The organism is Actinobacillus porcinus (assembly GCF_901764995.1).
GTDB classification, from domain to species: domain Bacteria; phylum Pseudomonadota; class Gammaproteobacteria; order Enterobacterales; family Pasteurellaceae; genus Exercitatus; species Exercitatus porcinus.
Map to the genome: position 1 here is coordinate 13,207 of NZ_CABFKI010000004.1, position 17,975 is coordinate 31,181.

Annotated in this window: 17 protein-coding genes; 12 read left to right on the forward strand and 5 right to left on the reverse strand. The window is 43.3% G+C overall.

What is annotated here, in order from left to right:
* Nucleotides 1-73: 73 nt before the first annotated feature.
* Entirely contained in the window at nucleotides 74-2,392 is a 2,319-nt protein-coding gene (gene hypF / locus E7T07_RS03800; protein ID WP_135709727.1) for a carbamoyltransferase HypF, read from the reverse strand.
* Nucleotides 2,393-2,663: 271 nt separating this feature from the next.
* Here hypF and hybO point away from each other — a divergent pair, with 271 nt between their 5' ends.
* The 7 genes from hybO to hybG are packed head-to-tail and all read left to right on the forward strand — an operon-like array spanning nucleotide 2,664 to nucleotide 9,040.
* Nucleotides 2,664-3,803, forward strand: coding sequence for a hydrogenase 2 small subunit (gene hybO, locus E7T07_RS03805; protein WP_135709594.1), 1,140 nt, complete (start codon nucleotides 2,664-2,666; stop codon nucleotides 3,801-3,803).
* Nucleotides 3,804-3,807: 4 nt separating this feature from the next.
* The gene (gene hybA / locus E7T07_RS03810) at nucleotides 3,808-4,845 is read left to right on the forward strand and encodes a hydrogenase 2 operon protein HybA (protein ID WP_135709595.1); all 1,038 of its coding nucleotides are present in this window, start codon (nucleotides 3,808-3,810) and stop codon (nucleotides 4,843-4,845) included.
* Nucleotides 4,838-6,019: a Ni/Fe-hydrogenase cytochrome b subunit gene (gene hybB, locus E7T07_RS03815; protein ID WP_115637926.1), complete on the forward strand. Its 1,182-nt coding sequence runs from the start codon at nucleotides 4,838-4,840 to the stop codon at nucleotides 6,017-6,019. Before hybA ends, hybB begins: the two co-directional genes overlap by 8 nt.
* Nucleotides 6,016-7,725 carry a hydrogenase 2 large subunit gene (gene hybC, locus E7T07_RS03820; protein WP_135709596.1) on the forward strand — a complete coding sequence of 570 codons (1,710 nt, stop codon included), beginning with the start codon at nucleotides 6,016-6,018 and terminating at the stop codon, nucleotides 7,723-7,725. Before hybB ends, hybC begins: the two co-directional genes overlap by 4 nt.
* Nucleotides 7,725-8,222: a HyaD/HybD family hydrogenase maturation endopeptidase gene (locus tag E7T07_RS03825; RefSeq protein WP_135709597.1), complete on the forward strand. Its 498-nt coding sequence runs from the start codon at nucleotides 7,725-7,727 to the stop codon at nucleotides 8,220-8,222. Before hybC ends, E7T07_RS03825 begins: the two co-directional genes overlap by 1 nt.
* Nucleotides 8,215-8,721, forward strand: a complete 507-nt coding sequence (hybE, locus tag E7T07_RS03830) for a hydrogenase-2 assembly chaperone (RefSeq protein ID WP_135709598.1) — start codon at nucleotides 8,215-8,217, stop codon at nucleotides 8,719-8,721. The genes E7T07_RS03825 and hybE overlap by 8 nt, the downstream gene beginning before the upstream one ends.
* A gap of 31 nt (nucleotides 8,722-8,752) precedes the next feature.
* On the forward strand, nucleotides 8,753-9,040 hold the full coding sequence (gene hybG / locus E7T07_RS03835; protein WP_135709599.1) for a hydrogenase maturation factor HybG: 288 nt from the start codon (nucleotides 8,753-8,755) through the stop codon (nucleotides 9,038-9,040).
* Here the strand turns inward: hybG and E7T07_RS03840 are convergent.
* Nucleotides 9,024-9,437 (reverse strand): MerR family transcriptional regulator, encoded by a 414-nt coding sequence (locus E7T07_RS03840; protein WP_135709600.1) that lies wholly within the window; start codon nucleotides 9,435-9,437, stop codon nucleotides 9,024-9,026. The genes hybG and E7T07_RS03840 overlap by 17 nt on opposite strands.
* 107 nt (nucleotides 9,438-9,544) lie before the next feature.
* On the opposite strand from E7T07_RS03840, the gene E7T07_RS03845 reads away from it, so the two are divergent.
* The 5 genes from E7T07_RS03845 to E7T07_RS03865 are packed head-to-tail and all read left to right on the forward strand — an operon-like array spanning nucleotide 9,545 to nucleotide 12,601.
* Nucleotides 9,545-10,234, forward strand: coding sequence for a DUF4198 domain-containing protein (locus tag E7T07_RS03845; RefSeq protein ID WP_135709601.1), 690 nt, complete (start codon nucleotides 9,545-9,547; stop codon nucleotides 10,232-10,234).
* Between the two features lie 20 nt (nucleotides 10,235-10,254).
* Nucleotides 10,255-10,707, forward strand: coding sequence for an HI_1622 family ECF transport-associated protein (locus E7T07_RS03850; RefSeq protein WP_167874929.1), 453 nt, complete (start codon nucleotides 10,255-10,257; stop codon nucleotides 10,705-10,707).
* A 12-nt stretch (nucleotides 10,708-10,719) separates the two neighbouring features.
* Entirely contained in the window at nucleotides 10,720-11,346 is a 627-nt protein-coding gene (gene cbiM / locus E7T07_RS03855) for a cobalt transporter CbiM (protein WP_135709603.1), read from the forward strand.
* Complete coding sequence (locus E7T07_RS03860) at nucleotides 11,343-11,966, forward strand: energy-coupling factor transporter transmembrane component T family protein (protein ID WP_135709604.1); 624 nt, start codon at nucleotides 11,343-11,345, stop codon at nucleotides 11,964-11,966. Before cbiM ends, E7T07_RS03860 begins: the two co-directional genes overlap by 4 nt.
* Nucleotides 11,963-12,601: an energy-coupling factor ABC transporter ATP-binding protein gene (locus E7T07_RS03865; RefSeq protein WP_135709605.1), complete on the forward strand. Its 639-nt coding sequence runs from the start codon at nucleotides 11,963-11,965 to the stop codon at nucleotides 12,599-12,601. The genes E7T07_RS03860 and E7T07_RS03865 overlap by 4 nt, the downstream gene beginning before the upstream one ends.
* Here the strand turns inward: E7T07_RS03865 and hypA are convergent.
* The 3 genes from hypA to E7T07_RS03880 form a co-directional block, all read right to left on the reverse strand.
* Nucleotides 12,579-12,920, reverse strand: coding sequence for a hydrogenase maturation nickel metallochaperone HypA (gene hypA / locus E7T07_RS03870; RefSeq protein WP_135709606.1), 342 nt, complete (start codon nucleotides 12,918-12,920; stop codon nucleotides 12,579-12,581). The two genes, E7T07_RS03865 and hypA, sit on opposite strands and share 23 nt — an antisense overlap.
* Before the next feature lie 108 nt (nucleotides 12,921-13,028).
* Nucleotides 13,029-14,960 carry a threonine--tRNA ligase gene (gene thrS, locus E7T07_RS03875; protein WP_135709607.1) on the reverse strand — a complete coding sequence of 644 codons (1,932 nt, stop codon included), beginning with the start codon at nucleotides 14,958-14,960 and terminating at the stop codon, nucleotides 13,029-13,031.
* Between the two features lie 552 nt (nucleotides 14,961-15,512).
* The gene (locus tag E7T07_RS03880) at nucleotides 15,513-17,975 is read right to left on the reverse strand and encodes a glycogen/starch/alpha-glucan phosphorylase (RefSeq protein WP_135709608.1); all 2,463 of its coding nucleotides are present in this window, start codon (nucleotides 17,973-17,975) and stop codon (nucleotides 15,513-15,515) included.

Sequence of the window (17,975 nt, forward strand, 5' to 3'; positions counted from 1 at the left end):
AAAAACCGACCGCACTTTTGAATAACTCGACCACACCTTGCACAAAGCGTGCAAGGTTATTGCAATGACCGTTTCACTCATTTTGACAGAGCAGACTTGCAATCACCGCTTGCCCCAATGCAATACCGCCATCACCTTGCGGGAATTGATGGGGCGTTAAAATTTCAAACTCCGTCAATTCCTTTCTGATTAAATAGCGCAATAGTCGGTTATGCCATACCCCGCCCGATAATACGATAGTTTTAACTTTATGTTGCCGTGCCTGTTGACGGGCTAAATCCGCCAGTCCTTTAGCCAAAGCGCAATGAAACAGCCAAGCTTTTTGTGCCGTCGGCAGTTGCAAAGGCAACCATTGCTGCCAAAACCACGCTAAATCCAACCGATTATCTGCGTTTAACGGCATAAAAACAGCCTGATTTTCGACCGCACTTTTATCCTTTACCGTTTGTTCGTATTGCCATGCAAGCGTTTCTAACTGACAGGCCGCTTCGCCTTCCCAAGTTAAACGTTCGGTGACAATATCTAAGGCGCAGGCAACCGCATCAAATAACCGCCCCGCAGAGGAAATCAACGGTGAATTCAGTTGATTTTCAATTGCTTTGGCTAACGGCTGCCAGTTTTTGCTCCGCACGGATTTTGTTGCTTCATAATCCTGCCAGTTCGGTACAAATGCCAAACAATGCGCCAGCAAGTTACGCCAAGGCTGCTTTGCCGCCATATCGCCACCGGCAAGGGCGACCGCCGGTAGTCCGCCTAAATGCTGCATTTTATCCTGCGTCACTAATAAACATTCGCCGCCCCAAAGCCGATTGTTTTCGCCCATACCGATACCGTCCAACGCCAAACCGATCACGGTTTCGTCAAGTCTGTGATGTTCCGCCTGCACACTGATAATATGGGCGTGATGGTGTAACACTTCAATCAACGGAATGCCATGTTCCGTCGCCAGTTTTTTCCCTAATTGACGGGTAAAATAACCGCCGTGCGCATCAACGGCGATCACTTCGGGTTTAAATTGATAAATTTGCTCGAACAGAGTGATGTTACGGATAAGTTGTCGTTGAATTTGTTCATTTTGCATATCGCCCAAATGTTGTGTCACCACGGCGTGATTGGTACGTAACAAACAAAATGTATTTTTCAGATCCGCTCCCAGCGCCAAAATATTTTTCGTATTGTTAATTTGCAATTCCGTTTCGTTCGGCACATAACCGCGTGCACGCCGCAACGTCTCTTTGCCGTCGAAAGCCACGCGGATAACCGAATCGTCCGCCCGTTGTAGAATATCCCGATTATGCAGCAACCAATAATCCGCCAAACCTTCCAGTTGGCTGAAGGCATCATTGTTGTCCAACACTGGCGGTAATCCGCTTTGATTGGCACTGGTCATCACTAAAGGCAGGTTGATTTCTTTCATTAACAGATGTTGTAACGGATTGCTCGGCAACATCACGCCGATTTCGTTTAAACTCGGCGCCACCGAATCATGTAGTCGTTTGGTTTTCTGTTTCGGCAATAACACTATGGGCGCAGCACTGCTTTGCAGTTGTGTTTTTTCTGCTTCGTTTAAACCTTGCAACCAAGTGAGATCGGGCACCATTACGGCAAAAGGTTTGCTCGGTCGTTGTTTACGTTGACGCAGTAAGTGGATCGCTTGTTCTCTTGTCGCATCGCAAGCCAAATGAAAACCGCCCAAGCCTTTCACCGCCACAATTTTCCCTTGTCGCAATTTTTCTACCGCCGCTAAAAGTGCGGTGTGATTTTGTGCTGTTTTTTGTTTGCCGTCACTCAGCCAAATTTCAGGACCGCAAACCGGGCAAGCATTGGGTTGAGCGTGAAAACGGCGATCGGCAGGATCTTTATACTCCCGCTCACAATCGGCGCAAAACGGAAAATTACGCATCGACGTATTTTTACGATCATAAGGCATGGCGCGAATAATGGTAAAACGCGGGCCGCAATGGGTACAATTGGTAAACGGATAGCGAAAACGGCGATTAGTTGAATCAAATAAATCTGCAATACAAGCGGGACAAGTGGCTGCATCTGGAATAATTTGCGTGTCCATTTGATTATTTTCACTTTCACGGATCATAAATTTATGAGGATCTAAAATGTTATCCCATTCTGTCTCTCGAATATGTAAATCGGTAATCTGTGCTAATGGCGGTAATTTATTCTGTAAGTCCGTTAAGAAGGTAGAAAGTGCGGTCGGTTTTTGCTTTGTTTTTGATTCAAATAAAATACGAATTAATACGCCCTGACCATCATTATTCACATCACCACATAAATGATATTGCTTGGCAAGTTGCCATACAAAAGGACGGAAACCCACACCTTGTACTTTTCCTTTAACGCGGATTTCAACTCCATAAAAATGCGCTGTTTTCATCATAATGCTTTCACATAAAGTAAAGAGAATCTAGTTCGCTTTATCTTCTCATTAAACACTAATAAATTAAACCTTAAATTTACATACAGATAATATTTAACAACAAAATAATTATTTTTAACAATCTACCTATTTCTATGTATTTTCTTGAAATGCCTACTTTTCATAAGGAAAATCTATTTTTTCATGAGATAAATCAATTTTTTTATGTTACAAAAGTGTTATCATTTTATATGTACCCACATATAAAATGCGTGTTTAGGAGTGAAATATGCAGCGATACGACGATTTGTTTTCGGCTCTTACCGATGTTTCCCGTCGAGATTTTATGAAACTTTGCACCGCAATGGCGGCGACGATGGGTTTGAGTGCCAACGCAAGCGCGGAAATGACCGATGCGCTAACTAGCCCACAGCGTCCACCTGTAATTTGGATTGGTGCACAAGAATGTACGGGTTGTACGGAGTCTTTATTACGTGCCACTCACCCAACAGTAGAAAATCTAGTATTAGATTTAATCTCTTTAGAATATCACGAAGTGCTTTCTGCCGCTTTTGGCGAACAGGCAGAAGAGAATAAGCACAACGCAATGCATAAATACAAAGGTCAATACATTTTAGTTGTCGATGGTTCAATTCCAGTAAAAGATGATGGTATCTATTGTATGATTGCTGGCAAGCCAGTTTTACAACATATCAAAGAAGCCGCTAAGGATGCATTAGCAATTATCGCCATTGGTTCTTGTGCTGCTTGGGGCGGAGTACCTTCGGTTGGTGGTAACCCAACTGGTGCGCGTAGTTTAGCTGAAATTTTACCTGGAATGCCTGTTATCAATATTCCTGGTTGCCCACCAAATCCCCATAACTTCTTGGCAACAGTCGCCTATATCATGACGTATAAAAAATTACCTGGTATGGATAAATTAAATCGACCACTCTTCGCTTATGATCGCTTAATTCACGAAAACTGTTATCGCCGACCGCACTTTGATGCAGGACGTTTTGCTCGTGAATATGGTGACTACGGTCATCGCCATGGTTGGTGTTTATATCACCTTGGCTGTAAAGGTCCTGAGACTTACGGTAACTGTTCTGTTCTCGAATTTTGTGATGTAGGTGGTAATAACTGGCCGGTGGGAATTGGTCATCCTTGCTATGGCTGTAATGAGAAAGGAATTGGTTTTACTAAAGGTATTTTCCAACTCGCTACTGTAGAAAATCCAACACCACGCGTAGATAAACCTAATGTCAATATGACAGAAGGTGGTGGAATTTCTAAAACCGCTGTTGGTTTGCTCGGTGGTGCGGCGGGTATCCTACTTGGGGTTAGTGTAATGACATTACGTAGTCTAAATACGCAACGTCAGACCCAACAAGTACAGTCAGATACACAAAACAAGACACAGGAATAGCATTATGGATAGACGTAAATTTCTCAAAGTAGGAATCTGCGGCGGACTCGCTTCAGGGCTTACGCCGATGACGGCGAACGCCTCGGCGGAAAACCGTCCGCGTATTCCGACTGCGGTGGGCATGCTGTACGACTCTACCCTTTGCGTCGGTTGTCAGGCCTGTGTCGCGGAATGCCAAAATTTAAACAAAACGGCGGTTAATCCGCAAGGCGAACAAACTTGGTCAAATAATGACAAATTATCGCCGTTTACCCGCAATATCATTCAGGTATGGTCTGACGGTGAAGGCAAATATAAAGATCAAACGCAAAACGGCTATGCCTACATTAAAAAACAATGTATGCACTGTGTGGAACCAAACTGCGTTACAGCTTGCCCTGTTCAAGCACTGACAAAAAATCCTAAGACTGGTATTGTGGGTTATGATCCCGATATTTGCACAGGTTGCCGTTATTGTATGGTCGCTTGTCCATTTAATGTGCCCAAATATGATTATAACAATCCATTTGGTGAAATTAGCAAATGTGAACTTTGTAATCAGAAAGGCTTGGAGCGTATTGATAAAGGCGAAAATCCAGGTTGTTGCCACGTTTGCCCAACGGGTGCAATTATTTACGGTAATTACAATGATTTACTCGCTGAGGCTAAACGTCGTTTAACCTTATTACGTGGTACAGACTATAATTATCCACGTCAAACTGTAGATAGCAAAGATACCTATAAAGCCAAAGTGCCACTATATTACCAACATATTTATGGTGAAACAGAAGGCGGTGGCACTCAGGTATTAGTTATCAGCGGTGTACCTCATGAAAATTTAGAATTACCTAAATTAGATGAATTAGCAACTGGAGCAAGAGCAGCAAATGTACAACATACGTTGTACAGAGGAATGATTTTGCCTTTAGCTGCCTTAGCGGGTTTAACTGCAATGACTTATCGTAGTTTACATGCTGATAAGATTGAAGCAGCTAAAAAAGAATGGAAATTAGCTCGAGAGCAAATGCGAGCAGAAGAAGAGAAGGAGGATCACCATGGCTAAAGCACGTCCTCTTGGTGGTCGTTTAATATCAATCCCGATATTAGTATTTGCACCACTTGCTGTTATCTGTGGTCTATTAATATTACGTCGCTTAGTTTTTGGTATCGGCTCAGTGACGGATCTAAATGGCGGTTATCCGTGGGGGTTATGGATCGGTTTTGACCTATTGGTTGGGACTGGATTAGCCTGTGGCGGTTGGGCATTGGCTTGGACAGTCTATATATTTAATAAAGGGAAATACCATCCACTAGTTCGTCCAGCTTTATTAGCAAGTCTGTTTGGTTATACTTTAGGCGGTCTTTCAATCACCATTGATATGGGTCGCTATTGGCATTTACCGTACTTCTTCCTACCAGGACAATTCAATACATCATCAGTTTTATTCGAAACTGCCGCTTGTATGACAGTGTATATTGGGGTCGTCACCTTAGAATTTGCACCTGTGATTTTAGGTTATTTTGGTTTGAAAAAATGGTTCGACAAAGTCAATAAAATTATGTTCTTCTTAGTGGCACTTGGCGCATTGTTACCAATGATGCACCAATCATCAATGGGTTCTTTGATGATTGTTGCAGGACACAAACTGCACCCAGTGTGGCAAAGCTATGAAATGTTGCCCGTATTCTCTCTGTTTACAGCCTTTATTATGGGATTTTCCATTGTCATATTTGAGGGGTCATTAGTAAAAGCAGGTTTAGCTGGCAAAGCCCCTGACGAACGTCACTTATTTACTCGCTTAGCGAGAATTGCTGCTGTTCTAATTGGTTTGTTTGTTTTACTTCGTTTCGGTGAATTGTATTACAACAACAAATTGCATTACATTATGCAAGGTGATTTCTATTCAGTAATGTTCTGGTTGGAAGTGGGTATTCTGTCTTTACCAACATTTACTTTATTTTTCGGACGTAAATTCTATGACAGTCGTTGGTTATTCGTATCCGCACTTTGTATGATTGGTGGTTCCGCATTATGGCGGCTAAATTATTCTATTGTTATGTTCGAGCCAGGTATGGGATATGATTATTTCCCATCAGCAGAAGAACTATTAATTTCCATTGGTTTTATTTCTATTGAAATTTGCGCTTATATTTTCATTGTTCGCTTGTTCCCGGTATTACCGGTATTTAAAGAAGTACAAGAAGAGAACAACATACAACACGGAGTGAAAGCATGACAAACAAACAACGTATTACTATCGACCCGATTACCCGCATTGAAGGGCATTTACGTATCGATTGCGAGATTGAAGACGGCAAAGTAACAAACGCTTGGTCATCTGGCACAATGTGGCGCGGTATGGAAAATATCGTACAAGGTAGCGACCCTCGTGATGCCTGGATGATTATGCAACGGATTTGTGGCGTGTGTACGACAGTACATGCCATCGCAAGCGTCCGAGCGGTGGAAGACGCAATAGGCGCCAAAGTGCCGCTGAACGCACAATATATCCGCAATATGATTCTGGCGGCGCATTCCATGCATGACCATATTGTACATTTCTATCAGCTTTCCGCGATGGACTGGGTGGACATTACTTCCGCCTTGGAAGCGGATCCGGAAAAAGCCGCAGAAATGTTAAAAGGCGTTTCTACTTGGTCGCTCAACAGCGCAAACGAATTCCGCAACGTGCAAAACAAATTGAAAGCCTTGGTTGCCAGCGGACAATTGGGCATTTTTGCCAACGGTTATTTCGGTCATCCGGCAATGAAACTACCGCCTGAAGTCAATTTAATCGCGGTCGCCCACTATTTACAGGCATTGGAATGTCAGCGTGATGCCAACCGCGTGGTTGCGTTGCTCGGCAGTAAAACGCCGCATATTCAAAATTTAGCCATCGGCGGCGTTGCTAACCCGATTAATTTGGATTCCCAAGCCGTGCTGAATTTAGAACGTTTAATGTTCGTAAAAAGCTGCATTGATAAATTGAACGATTTCGTCAATCAGGTCTATAAAGTAGATACTGCCGTTATCGCCGCCTATTATCCGGAATGGCTGCAGCTAGGAAAAACGTCACGTAATTATTTATCCGTACCTGAATACCCATTGAATGAAGATAATAGCGAATTTGTTTTATCTGGTGGCTATATTGAAAATGGAGATCTTTCTACTTTCCGTAATATCGCACATCATAAAGATGACTTTTTACGCAAAGGCATCAAAGAAAGTGGCAAACATGCTTGGTATGAAGACGATGAAGCTCTTGAACCTTGGGCTGGTTTAACCCGTCCGAAATATACCGGATGGCAAGAAGATGGGAAATATTCTTGGGTAAAAGCCCCTTCTTTCTACGGCAAAGTAGTAGAAGTGGGTCCATTAGCTTATCTCATGTGTGCATTGGCAAGTAAAGATAAATTGACATTGAAACATTTCAATGAAGTAGGCGGCTTATACCAAACCTTAACTGGCAAAGCGTTGAGTGTGGATGACTTACATTCTACTTTAGGACGTATTATCGGACGGACTGTACATTGTTGCGTATTAAACGATATTCTCGTCCAACAATGGCAATTGTTAATTGATAATATTGGACGAGGCGATACAGTTGCTTACTTAAAGGCGGATATTCCATCACAAGGTGAATTCAAAGGAGTCAGTTTCAGTGAAGTTCCACGCGGTATGTTATCGCACTGGGTAGTAATTAAAGACGGAAAAATTGCTAATTACCAAGCCGTTGTGCCATCCACTTGGAACTCTGGTCCACGTAACCAAGACGATGCATTAGGTCCTTATGAACTTTCATTAATCGGTACACCAGTTGCTGATCCTAAAAAACCATTGGAAGTTGTCCGCACTATTCACTCATTTGACCCTTGTATGTCTTGTGCGGTACATGTCATCAACACAGAAACTAATGAAGTGACTGAAGTGAAGGTATTATAATGAAGCCATTGATCTTAGGTGTTGGCAACATTTTATTGAGTGATGAAGGCATTGGTGTGCGTGTAGCGCAAGAATTGGAAAAACACCCAAATTTTGCACCGCACTTTGATGTTATTGATGGCGGCACTTGCGGTATGGAGTTATTGGATTCTATTGCTCATTGTAGCCATCTGATTATCATTGATGCTGTACTTGCGAATAAAGCGGCTGGGGAAATTATTGTTCTGTATGACGAACAAATTCCTACCTTTTTTTCGCGAAAGATTTCACCACACCAACTGGGTATTTGTGATGTGTTATCTGCATTAAAATTAACTGACGAACTCCCTAAACACGTCTGTTTAATTGGTGTTCAGCCTGAATCTTTAGAACCAGGGATCGGTTTGAGTGATAAAATTCAAGCCGTTTTTCCTACTATTTTTGCGAACTTAGCACAACAGCTAAGTAATTATGGTTTTACGGATCCTGCTATGTTAAAGGAATTGCAAGATGTATAGATATCCGGAAACAGAGTCAGAAAAAAACGCACTTTCTGTTATATCGGGTTTCATTGATAATCCGAGCGAATTATTCCGCTCGGAAATGGAAAAAATTGCCGAAAATATGCGCGACCTGCCCTTTTATCGTCACGATATTCCCTGTTTCACTCCGAACTTTGTGCTATTTGAAGGACAATGGATCGGCACCGTGCTGACGCCTTGGATGATGAGTATCGTCGTCCTGCCCGGTCCGCAACAACAGTGGGAAGAACGAGCGATCGGCGATAAACTGGGCTTGCAATTACCTTATAAAACTATTACGTTTACGGTGAGCGGTGTGGAATCCGTACCGCAATATTTAAGCAGTTCCCTACTCTCGCCGCTCGATCCTAATTTGACGGCGGAGCAAGCGATTCAGCTGACAAAAGATTGCTTAACGATGTTGTTATCCCTGCCGGTGCAACAACAAGCGCCGGATTTGAATAAACGCAACATTCTTCGTGCTATGCTTAAATAGCGGTGGTCAGTAATAAAAACAGGAAATTATTATGTGTTTGGGTGTACCGGGAAAAATCGTTAAAGTCGGTCAAAGCGGCTTAGAGCCTGCCACTATTGATGTCTGCGGCATACAGCGTGAAGTCAATATTGCGTTGGTTTGCGAGCAGGATCCGCAGGAATTACTCGGCAAATGGGTGTTAGTGCATGTGGGATTTGCGATGAGCATTATGGATGAAGAAGAAGCTAAAAACACCTTAGATGCGTTATTGGCAATCAGCCAACTGGATCACGAAGTAAGTGATTTTGAAGGCTTGCGCCAAACTAACGCAACGGCGTAATCTTTAATCCCTGATGTTTCAATAACATCTGCATCAAGCCGTCTTTTTGATCGCTTTGTTGATATTCCCTCTTTAATTTAATTAAACGCATCCGCAAATGATCCAATTCGTGGATGCGTTTTGCTATCTCTTTGATATGTCTATCCAACAATGCGTTCACTTCTTCCGACGGCGAAACCGCGGAGCGTTCTAAATTAAGTAATTGTTTGATTTCTTCCAACGACATATCCAGTGTCCGACAATAACGGATAAAACTCAAACATTCCAAATGTTCCGTGTTATAGCAACGAAAATTATTTGTTCCCCGTTCCACCGGCGGCAGCATACCCTGTTGTTCGTAAAAGCGAATGGTTTCTACCGTACAACCAAGCGCTTCGGCAAGTTGTCCTATTTTCATTGATCTATCTCACAATTTTAACTTTTTTTACTTGAGTCTGAAGTTACTTCATAGTTTATCATTTTAGCATATTAATAGCACTGTATTCATTCACAAAAAGAGACATTATGAAAACTATGCCAAAACTGACCGCACTTTTAACCGCCGTTTTCGCTTTTCCTGCCGTCGCACATAATGTGTGGCTGGAGAAAACCGCGAACGGTACGGAGTATGTTGTCAAGTTCGGACATAAAGAAACCGAAACCTATGCGGAACACAAACTGACTAAAGTTACCGCCGTCTTAAAGGATGACCGTCAACAACCTCTCAAAACTGTTTTTAATAACGGCGAAGCCTATATTAATTTACCGACCGACACCGGCTTGGTACTGATCGATTTTAATAACGGCACATGGTGTAAAATGCCGAACGGCAAATACGTTGAAGGCTCGAAAACGAATACAACCAATGCGGTAACTTGTCTTGCTGCACAAAAAATAGGCAAGGTGGTTATTAAAGTCGACGACAATCTGCTTAAAAGCCGACATGAGCGCTATGAACTTATCCCGCAAAGTCTGCCTGAAGCGGGTAAACCGTTGGCGATATTGGCATTGAAAAACGGCAAACCGGTGCAGGGAATCGGTGTCGGTGAAGGAGAAGACGCACCTTTGCAACAAACCAATGAACAAGGCATTGCCTATTATACGCCTAAGGCGGGATTGAATAAGGTGTGGGCGGAATTTACTGAAGATACGCCGAATAATCCGGACTATCATTCCGTCAGTATCGAATACTTATTAACTTTTGAACTGAAATAAGCATGAAAAAACGGATACTTATGCTGTGTACGCTGTTGCCGCTTTATGCGTCTGCGCACAACCTGCATTTAGTGGCGCAGCAACAAGGCGTGCAATTACAGGGCGATGCCTATTATTCGGATATGAAACCCGCCGTCGAACATTATGTCGGCGTGTTCAAGCACAACGACCGCGAAAATCCGATCATGGAAAGCATGACCGATAAAAACGGACATATCGCCCTGACCGTGCCTTCCGCCGATAAACACATTTTAGTGGTGGAAGGGGCGGAAGGGCATAAAGTATCACTGGAAGTACCGCACATTACCATAGCCGACAACAATTCAGTCAGCCAAAGCGAATTTCAACAGTTGCGCAAAGACATTGCGCAATTACAAGACAAAATGTATTGGCGCGATATTTTAGGCGGCATCGGTTATATTTTCGGAATTTTCGGCGCCGTTGTTTTATGGCGGCAGCGAAATAAAAACTAGTACGGATTAAATATGCATTTATCAGAAGGTATTTTACATCTTCCCACTTTAATCGGTTGCAGCGCCGTTGCCACAGCAGCCGTGGCATTCGGTATCAAACGGTTGGACGAACGCACAATACCGCTCAACGCATTGTTCGCCGCCGCTTTTTTTGTGGCTGGCACCATTCACATTCCGCTCGGTCTTGGCAGCGTACATTTAATTCTTAACGGCATGGCGGGGGTATTCCTCGGTTGGACGGTGTTTCCTGCATTTTTGATCGCCTTATTGCTGCAAACGGTTTTCTTCTCTTTCGGCGGTTTTGCCGTGTTAGGCGCCAATTTGTGCATTATGGGCTTTTCCGCATTGGCAGCACATTATTTATTCCGCCCGCTATTTTCTCCCGTCGTCTCGCGCACTAAGCTGATTTGCGCAGGAATCGGCAGTGCCATCGTCGGTGTCGGTGGTGCATTATGTATTGCTGCCTTCTTGCTGTTTTTAGACGGCGGTCGACAATATGCGGAATTAATCTATTTGTTATTTATCAGTCATTTGCCCGTTATGTTCGTGGATTCGATAATCAGTTGCGGCGTGATTTTATTGTTCACGCAAATGCAACCGAGCGCATTGAATTTCACCGCTAAAGAGGCGGATTCATGAGCATCGCGTTACGTTTCTCACTGGCGGTTTTCAGCGCTTTCGCACTCAGCGCCGTCGAAAATGTAAAAATCTTGACCGCACTTTTTATCTTTATCCTATTGTTTTTTCTAGGCTTATATTTTCGTCACCGACAGTTGCAACAGGCAATTAGGTTTTTACTGATATTCAATATTTTTACATTCTTTATTTGGCTCACCCTGCCTTGGAAATGGCAGGACGGTTGGCATTATTCTGCCGAAGGTCAGCAACTGGCATTGCTGCTCAGTTTGAAAATGAACCTGATCACCCTCTGTATTCGTTTATTATTACACCGCTTTAACGAACTGGATTTATTGACGCTGCTTCAGCATCCGTTTGTTCCGCCTAAATTTGTCCGTTTAGCCCTGCTCAGCGTTCGTTACATAAAAATCTTCGCCGAAACCGACCGCACTTTATCTACCGCCATGCGCGCCAGAGGCTTTCGCGCCGGTTTCAACCGTCGCACCTTTTACGTCACGGCACAACGGGTGGCGTTATTATTGATTCATGCAATGAATAAAGCGGAAATCGTCGATATGGCATTACGCGCCCGCGGGGTAAATTATCAAAAGATCAATGTGCATAAGGAACATCAAGGATGATTAACGTTCAAAACTTAACCGTTATCCGTCATCAACGCTCGGTATTAGACCGCTTCAATTTGCAACTAAATCCGCAACAACGCCTTGTGTTGCACGGTTCCGTCGGCTGCGGTAAAACAACCTTGCTGCACACTTTATTAGGCTTTTTACCCTTCAGCGGAGAAATTAAACTATTCGGGCAAACTTGTCGACATGAAAAAGATTTTGTTCCTTTCCGCGGCAAAATCGGGCTTCTGTTTCAACATCCCGACGACCAATTATTCGGTCCGAAAGTGATCGACGATGTGGCGTTCGGCCCGTTAAATCAAGGGTACAGTAAAGAACAGGCGTATGAATTGGCACACCGACAATTAGAAAAGTTAGAGATTTCTCATTTGGCGGAACGTGCAGTCAATCATCTGTCGGGCGGCGAAAAAAACTTCACCGCACTGGCGGGCGTATTAGCAATGCAACCGCAGGTTTTATTATTGGACGAACCAACCAACGGCTTGGATCCGAAAACGGTAAAAAAACTGACCGCACTTTTAGCGGAACTGCCGTTAACGATGATTATCGCCTCCCATCATCTTGAGTTTTCCGCCCGTATTGCCACCGATATATTGGATTTTGACGCTATTTCACCGCCATCTCTTTAATTCGTAATTCGTTGCCCTGCTGCATTTGAAAATGCGTGCCGCCGCAATACGGACAACTTGCCTGCGTCACCGCCAATTCCACCATTCGGCTGCACTGCCAACACCAAGCCTGCGCCGGCACATCAATAAAATGCAGTTTACAACCTGCCGCCACCGTCTCTCGGCAAACGACAGCAAAACAAAACTCAAGAGAAGATTTTTCCACGCAAGATAATGCGCCGATTTCCAACCATAAGTCCGTCACCTGCTTTACATTCTGTTTTTCACATTCTTTCTCAATAATCTTCATCATATTCTGACATAACGACATTTCGTGCATGGCGATTCCTTATTTAACGCATCAACTTTTTAGTTACAATTTCAGCATTATTTTAATAAAAAACACCGCTCTTTCGAACGGCGTTTTGACTATTTTAACAGTGAAGAACTACTCTTCCCCAAGTAACTTCAACTCACGTCCACGTACTTGTGATTTTAAGATTTCGACAAACTCTTCTACTTTGTAAGTGCCTAAGTCTGCACCTTTACGGGTACGCACAGAGACTTTGCCTTCAGCAATTTCTTTATCACCACAAACAAGCATATAAGGCACACGGCGTAAGGTGTGTTCACGCACTTTAAAGCCGACTTTTTCGTTGCGTAAATCTGCTTTCACACGCAAGCCCGCGTCAGAAAGTTGTTTCACTACTTTTTGCACGTATTCTGCTTGGCTGTCGGTAATGTTCATTACCACCGCTTGAACCGGTGCTAACCACGCTGGGAAGAAACCTGCGTATTCTTCGGTAATAATCCCGATGAAACGTTCGATTGAGCCTAAAATCGCACGGTGGATCATCACAGGCGTACGGCGACCATTGTCTTCTGCCACATAAGAGGCATCTAAACGACCCGGTAAAGCAAAGTCTAATTGCACCGTACCACATTGCCATTCACGATCTAAACAGTCACGTAATGCGAACTCAATTTTTGGACCGTAGAATGCGCCTTCGCCTTCTTGAATTTCATATTCCAAGCCGTTATTGCGTAATGCGTTTGCAAGCCCTTCTTCGGCACGATCCCACATAGCGTCATCGCCGATACGGTTTTCCGGACGAGTTGAAAGTTTTACGGCAATGTTTTCAAAACCGAAGGTGCTGTAAATATCGTAAACCATTTTGATACAGCTGGTTACTTCACTTTCAATTTGCTCTTCTGTACAGAAAATATGCGCATCATCTTGAGTAAAGCCACGCACACGCATTAAACCGTGTAATGAACCCGATGGTTCGTTACGGTGGCAAGAACCGAATTCTGCCATACGAATTGGTAAATCACGGTAAGATTTTAAGCCTTGATTGAAAATCTGAACGTGACCTGGACAGTTCATTGGTTTAATCGCATACTCACGGTTTTCTGATTGGGTAGTAAACATTAAATCCGCATAGTTTTGCCAGTGACCAGTACGCTCCCAAAGCACTCTGTCCATCATAAACGGACCTTTTACTTCTTGGTAATCGTATTCTTTTAATTTAGTACGCACGAAGGTTTCAAGCTCACGGAAAATCGTCCAACCGTCATTGTGCCAGAACACCATACCCGGTGCTTCTTCTTGCATATGGTATAAATCTAATGCTTTACCAATTTTACGGTGGTCACGTTTTGCCGCTTCTTCTAAGCGTTGTAAATAGTCGGCAAGTTGTTTTTTATCTGCCCACGCCGTACCGTAAATACGTTGCAACATTTTATTTTTGCTGTCGCCACGCCAGTATGCGCCCGCCACTTTTTGTAATTTGAAGTGATGGCAGAAACGCATATTCGGCACGTGCGGACCACGACACATATCAATATATTCTTCGTGATGATAAAGCGCCGGATGATCATCTTTACTGATATTCTCGTCCAAAATCGCCATTTTGTACGGCTCGCCACGGCTTTCAAACGTATCTCTTGCTTCCTGCCAGCTCACACGTTTTTTCACCACGTCGTAATTGGTTTTTGCCAGCTCTAACATACGTTTTTCTAACGCATCAATATCTTCTTGGGTTAAAGAGCGGTCTAAATCAATGTCATAATAGAAACCGTTGTCGATTGTTGGACCAATCGCCATTTTCACGTTCGGGAAAAGTTGTTTGATTGCGTGCCCCAGTAAGTGTGCCGTTGAGTGACGGATAATCTCTAAACCGTCTTCATCTTTTGCAGTAATAATTTCAAGGGTAGCATCTTCGCTGATAATGTCAGAAGCATCACGGCGTTCGCCGTTTACACGCCCTGCGATTGTTGCTTTCGCAAGACCTGCACCGATACTTTGAGCGACTTCCATCACAGAAACGGGGGTGTCGAATTGGCGTTGTGAGCCATCAGGTAAAGTAATAATTGGCATTGTTAATCCTTATACAGTGGTAACCCATACGAAAGGTTACTTGTTGGTTTATACGATGATGTAGGGGAATATAGTTCGCCTTATTTCCATTTTGTTATGGAATAGGAACAGGGCGAAAAATATTTCGCCCCTACAAATAAATAATCAAAATATATGTGTTAAAAAACACCGCACTTTTGACTAGTTCCTACAATGAACTATCAAAAAGTGCGGTGAATTCTAGCACAATTTCCCGGTATTATGTAGCGATTGTGCAAACATTAAATATTTTCGTAGGGGCGGGGTTTATCCCCGCCCGAATCTTATTCGAACATCAGGGCTTACGGGTGGGGATAAACCCCACCCCTACATAAATTTTCCTAAAATTGACTTTTGTGCAATTGCTACATAATACCGTATTACCGTAGGGACACACGCAGTGTGTCCGCTAAATATCATCAATATAAAATGAAACGGACACACGCAGTGTGTCCCTACTGATAAATAATTGAAATTTTTTGAATGGGTGTAAAAAACGCGGTGAATTTCACCGCGTTAGATGACAGCTTTAACTTATGCCAGATTTAATGGTTTAATTTTCCAAATTTTCTCTGCATATTCCGCGATGGTACGGTCTGATGAGAAGAAACTCATATTCACGATATTTTGCACCGCACTTTCTACCCAAGCGTCTTGGTTGCGATATTTTTCATCTACCGCTTTTTGCGCTTCTACATAGCTGCGGAAATCCGCAAAGGCTTGGTAGTAGTCGTGGGAACGTAAGCTATTGAGCAAATCTTGATAGCGGTTCGGATCTTTCGGCGAGAAACGTCCTGCACTGATTTGATCAATCACCGTGCGAAGTTGTTCATCTTGTTGGTAATAGTTAAACGGATAATAACCTTCGCGGCGTAAGGCTTCCACTTGTTCTACGGTATTACCGAAAATAAAGATGTTGTCTTCGCCTACGTTTTCTAAGATTTCTACGTTCGCACCGTCTAGCGTACCTAAGGTCAACGCGCCGTTAAGGGCAAATTTCATATTACTTGTCCCTGAGGCTTCCGTTCCTGCTAAGGAAATTTGCTCAGAAATATCTGCTGCAGGAATGATGATTTGCGCAAGGCTTACGCTGTAGTTCGGGATAAATACCACTTTCAAGCGACCTTTCAAGCGTTCATCGTGGTTAATAATATGCGCTACGTCATTAATTAAATTAATGGTTTGTTTTGCCGCATAATAAGCCGATGCTGCTTTCCCGGCTAAGATAAATACGCGTGGTGTCCAGTCTTTTTCAGGGTTCGCAATCATTTCGTTATAACGTGCTACGATGTGTAAGACGTTAAGAATTTGGCGTTTGTATTCGTGGATACGTTTAACTTGAACGTCAAATAAGGCGTCCGGATTTAATTCAATGCCTAGTTCACGTTTGACATAGTCCGCTAAACGCACTTTGTTTGCACGTTTAATTTGTGGAATTGCTGCTTTGAATTCAGGTGCTTGAATATGTGCTTTTAATTCTTGTAAACGGCTTAAATCGCGGCGCCATTCTGTGCCGATATAACGGTCAAATAAGGCAGATAAATCCGGGTTCGCTACGGCAATCCAACGGCGTGGTGTAATACCGTTTGTGACGTTAGTGAAACGTTCCGGATAAATACGGGCAAAATCTGCAAAGGTTGAAGTGACCATTAAGTCTGAGTGAATCGCCGCAACGCCGTTGACTTTATGTGACCCCACCACAGATAACCACCCCATACGCACTTTACGCGCATCGCCTTCTTCAATTAAAGACACACGGCGAATAAAGTGATCATCAGTGGTCACATAAGTGCGGACATATTCTAAGAAGTAATCATTGATTTCAAAGATAATTTGTAAATGACGCGGTAAAATTTTCGCCATCATTTCCACCGGCCATGTTTCTAAGGCTTCAGACATTAACGTATGGCAGGTGTAAGAGAAGATTTGACGGCACATATCCCAAGCGGTTTGCCATTCGTAACCTTCTTGATCCACTAAAATGTGCATTAACTCAGGAATTGCTAAAGCCGGGTGGGTATCGTTTAAATGAATTGCCACTTTGTCTGCAAGATTTTTTACCGTACCATGTGTGCGTTTATGACGGCGTACGATATCTTGTAACGAAGCAGAAACTAAGAAATATTCTTGGCGTAAACGTAACTCACGACCGGCTACCGTTGAATCATCAGGGTATAACACACGAGACACGTTTTCCGTTGACGCGCGATTTTCAATGGCACTGAAATAATCACCGCGGTTGAAGTCTTGTAGGTTAAACATATCGCCCGCGTGCGCGCTCCATAAACGCAAGGTCGCTGCGGAATCATTGTCATAACCCGGGATCATTTGGTCGTAAGCAAGTGCGGTGATTTCTTCGTCATTTTTCCACAGGCATTTTTTGCCTTCAAAATAAATATGACCGCCAAAACGAATGTTGAAACGTTTTGATGGACGAATAAATTCCCAGCAAGAGCCTTTTTCTAACCAAGCATCCGGTTTTTCCACTTGGCGACCGTCTTCGATATGTTGTTGGAACATACCGTATTCATAACGGATACCGTAACCCATAGCCGGAATCCCTAAAGTGGCAATTGAATCCATAAAGCAAGCGGCTAAACGACCTAAACCGCCGTTACCTAAACCGGGATCCACTTCTTTTTCTAAAACCTCTTCTAAATCGACATTTAATTCTTTTAAAGCTTCGCTCGCTAATTCGTACACGCCCTCTGCGATTAAGGCATTCGACAAGGTACGACCCATTAAGAATTCCATTGAAAGATAGTAAACACGGCGTGTTTTTTCATCACGTGATTGACGTGCTGTATTAATCCAGCCTTCTGTCACTAAATCGCGCACGGCATAAAGTGTCGCGTTTAACCAGTCGCGTTGACTCGCTTCTTGTGGTGAACGACCGATTAAGAAAATTAATTTATAAATAATAGTTTCTTTGAGTGATGCAGTCGTGTGCTCCGGCGCTCTATAAGGGAACGGCGCATCGATTTTATCAAATGTCAT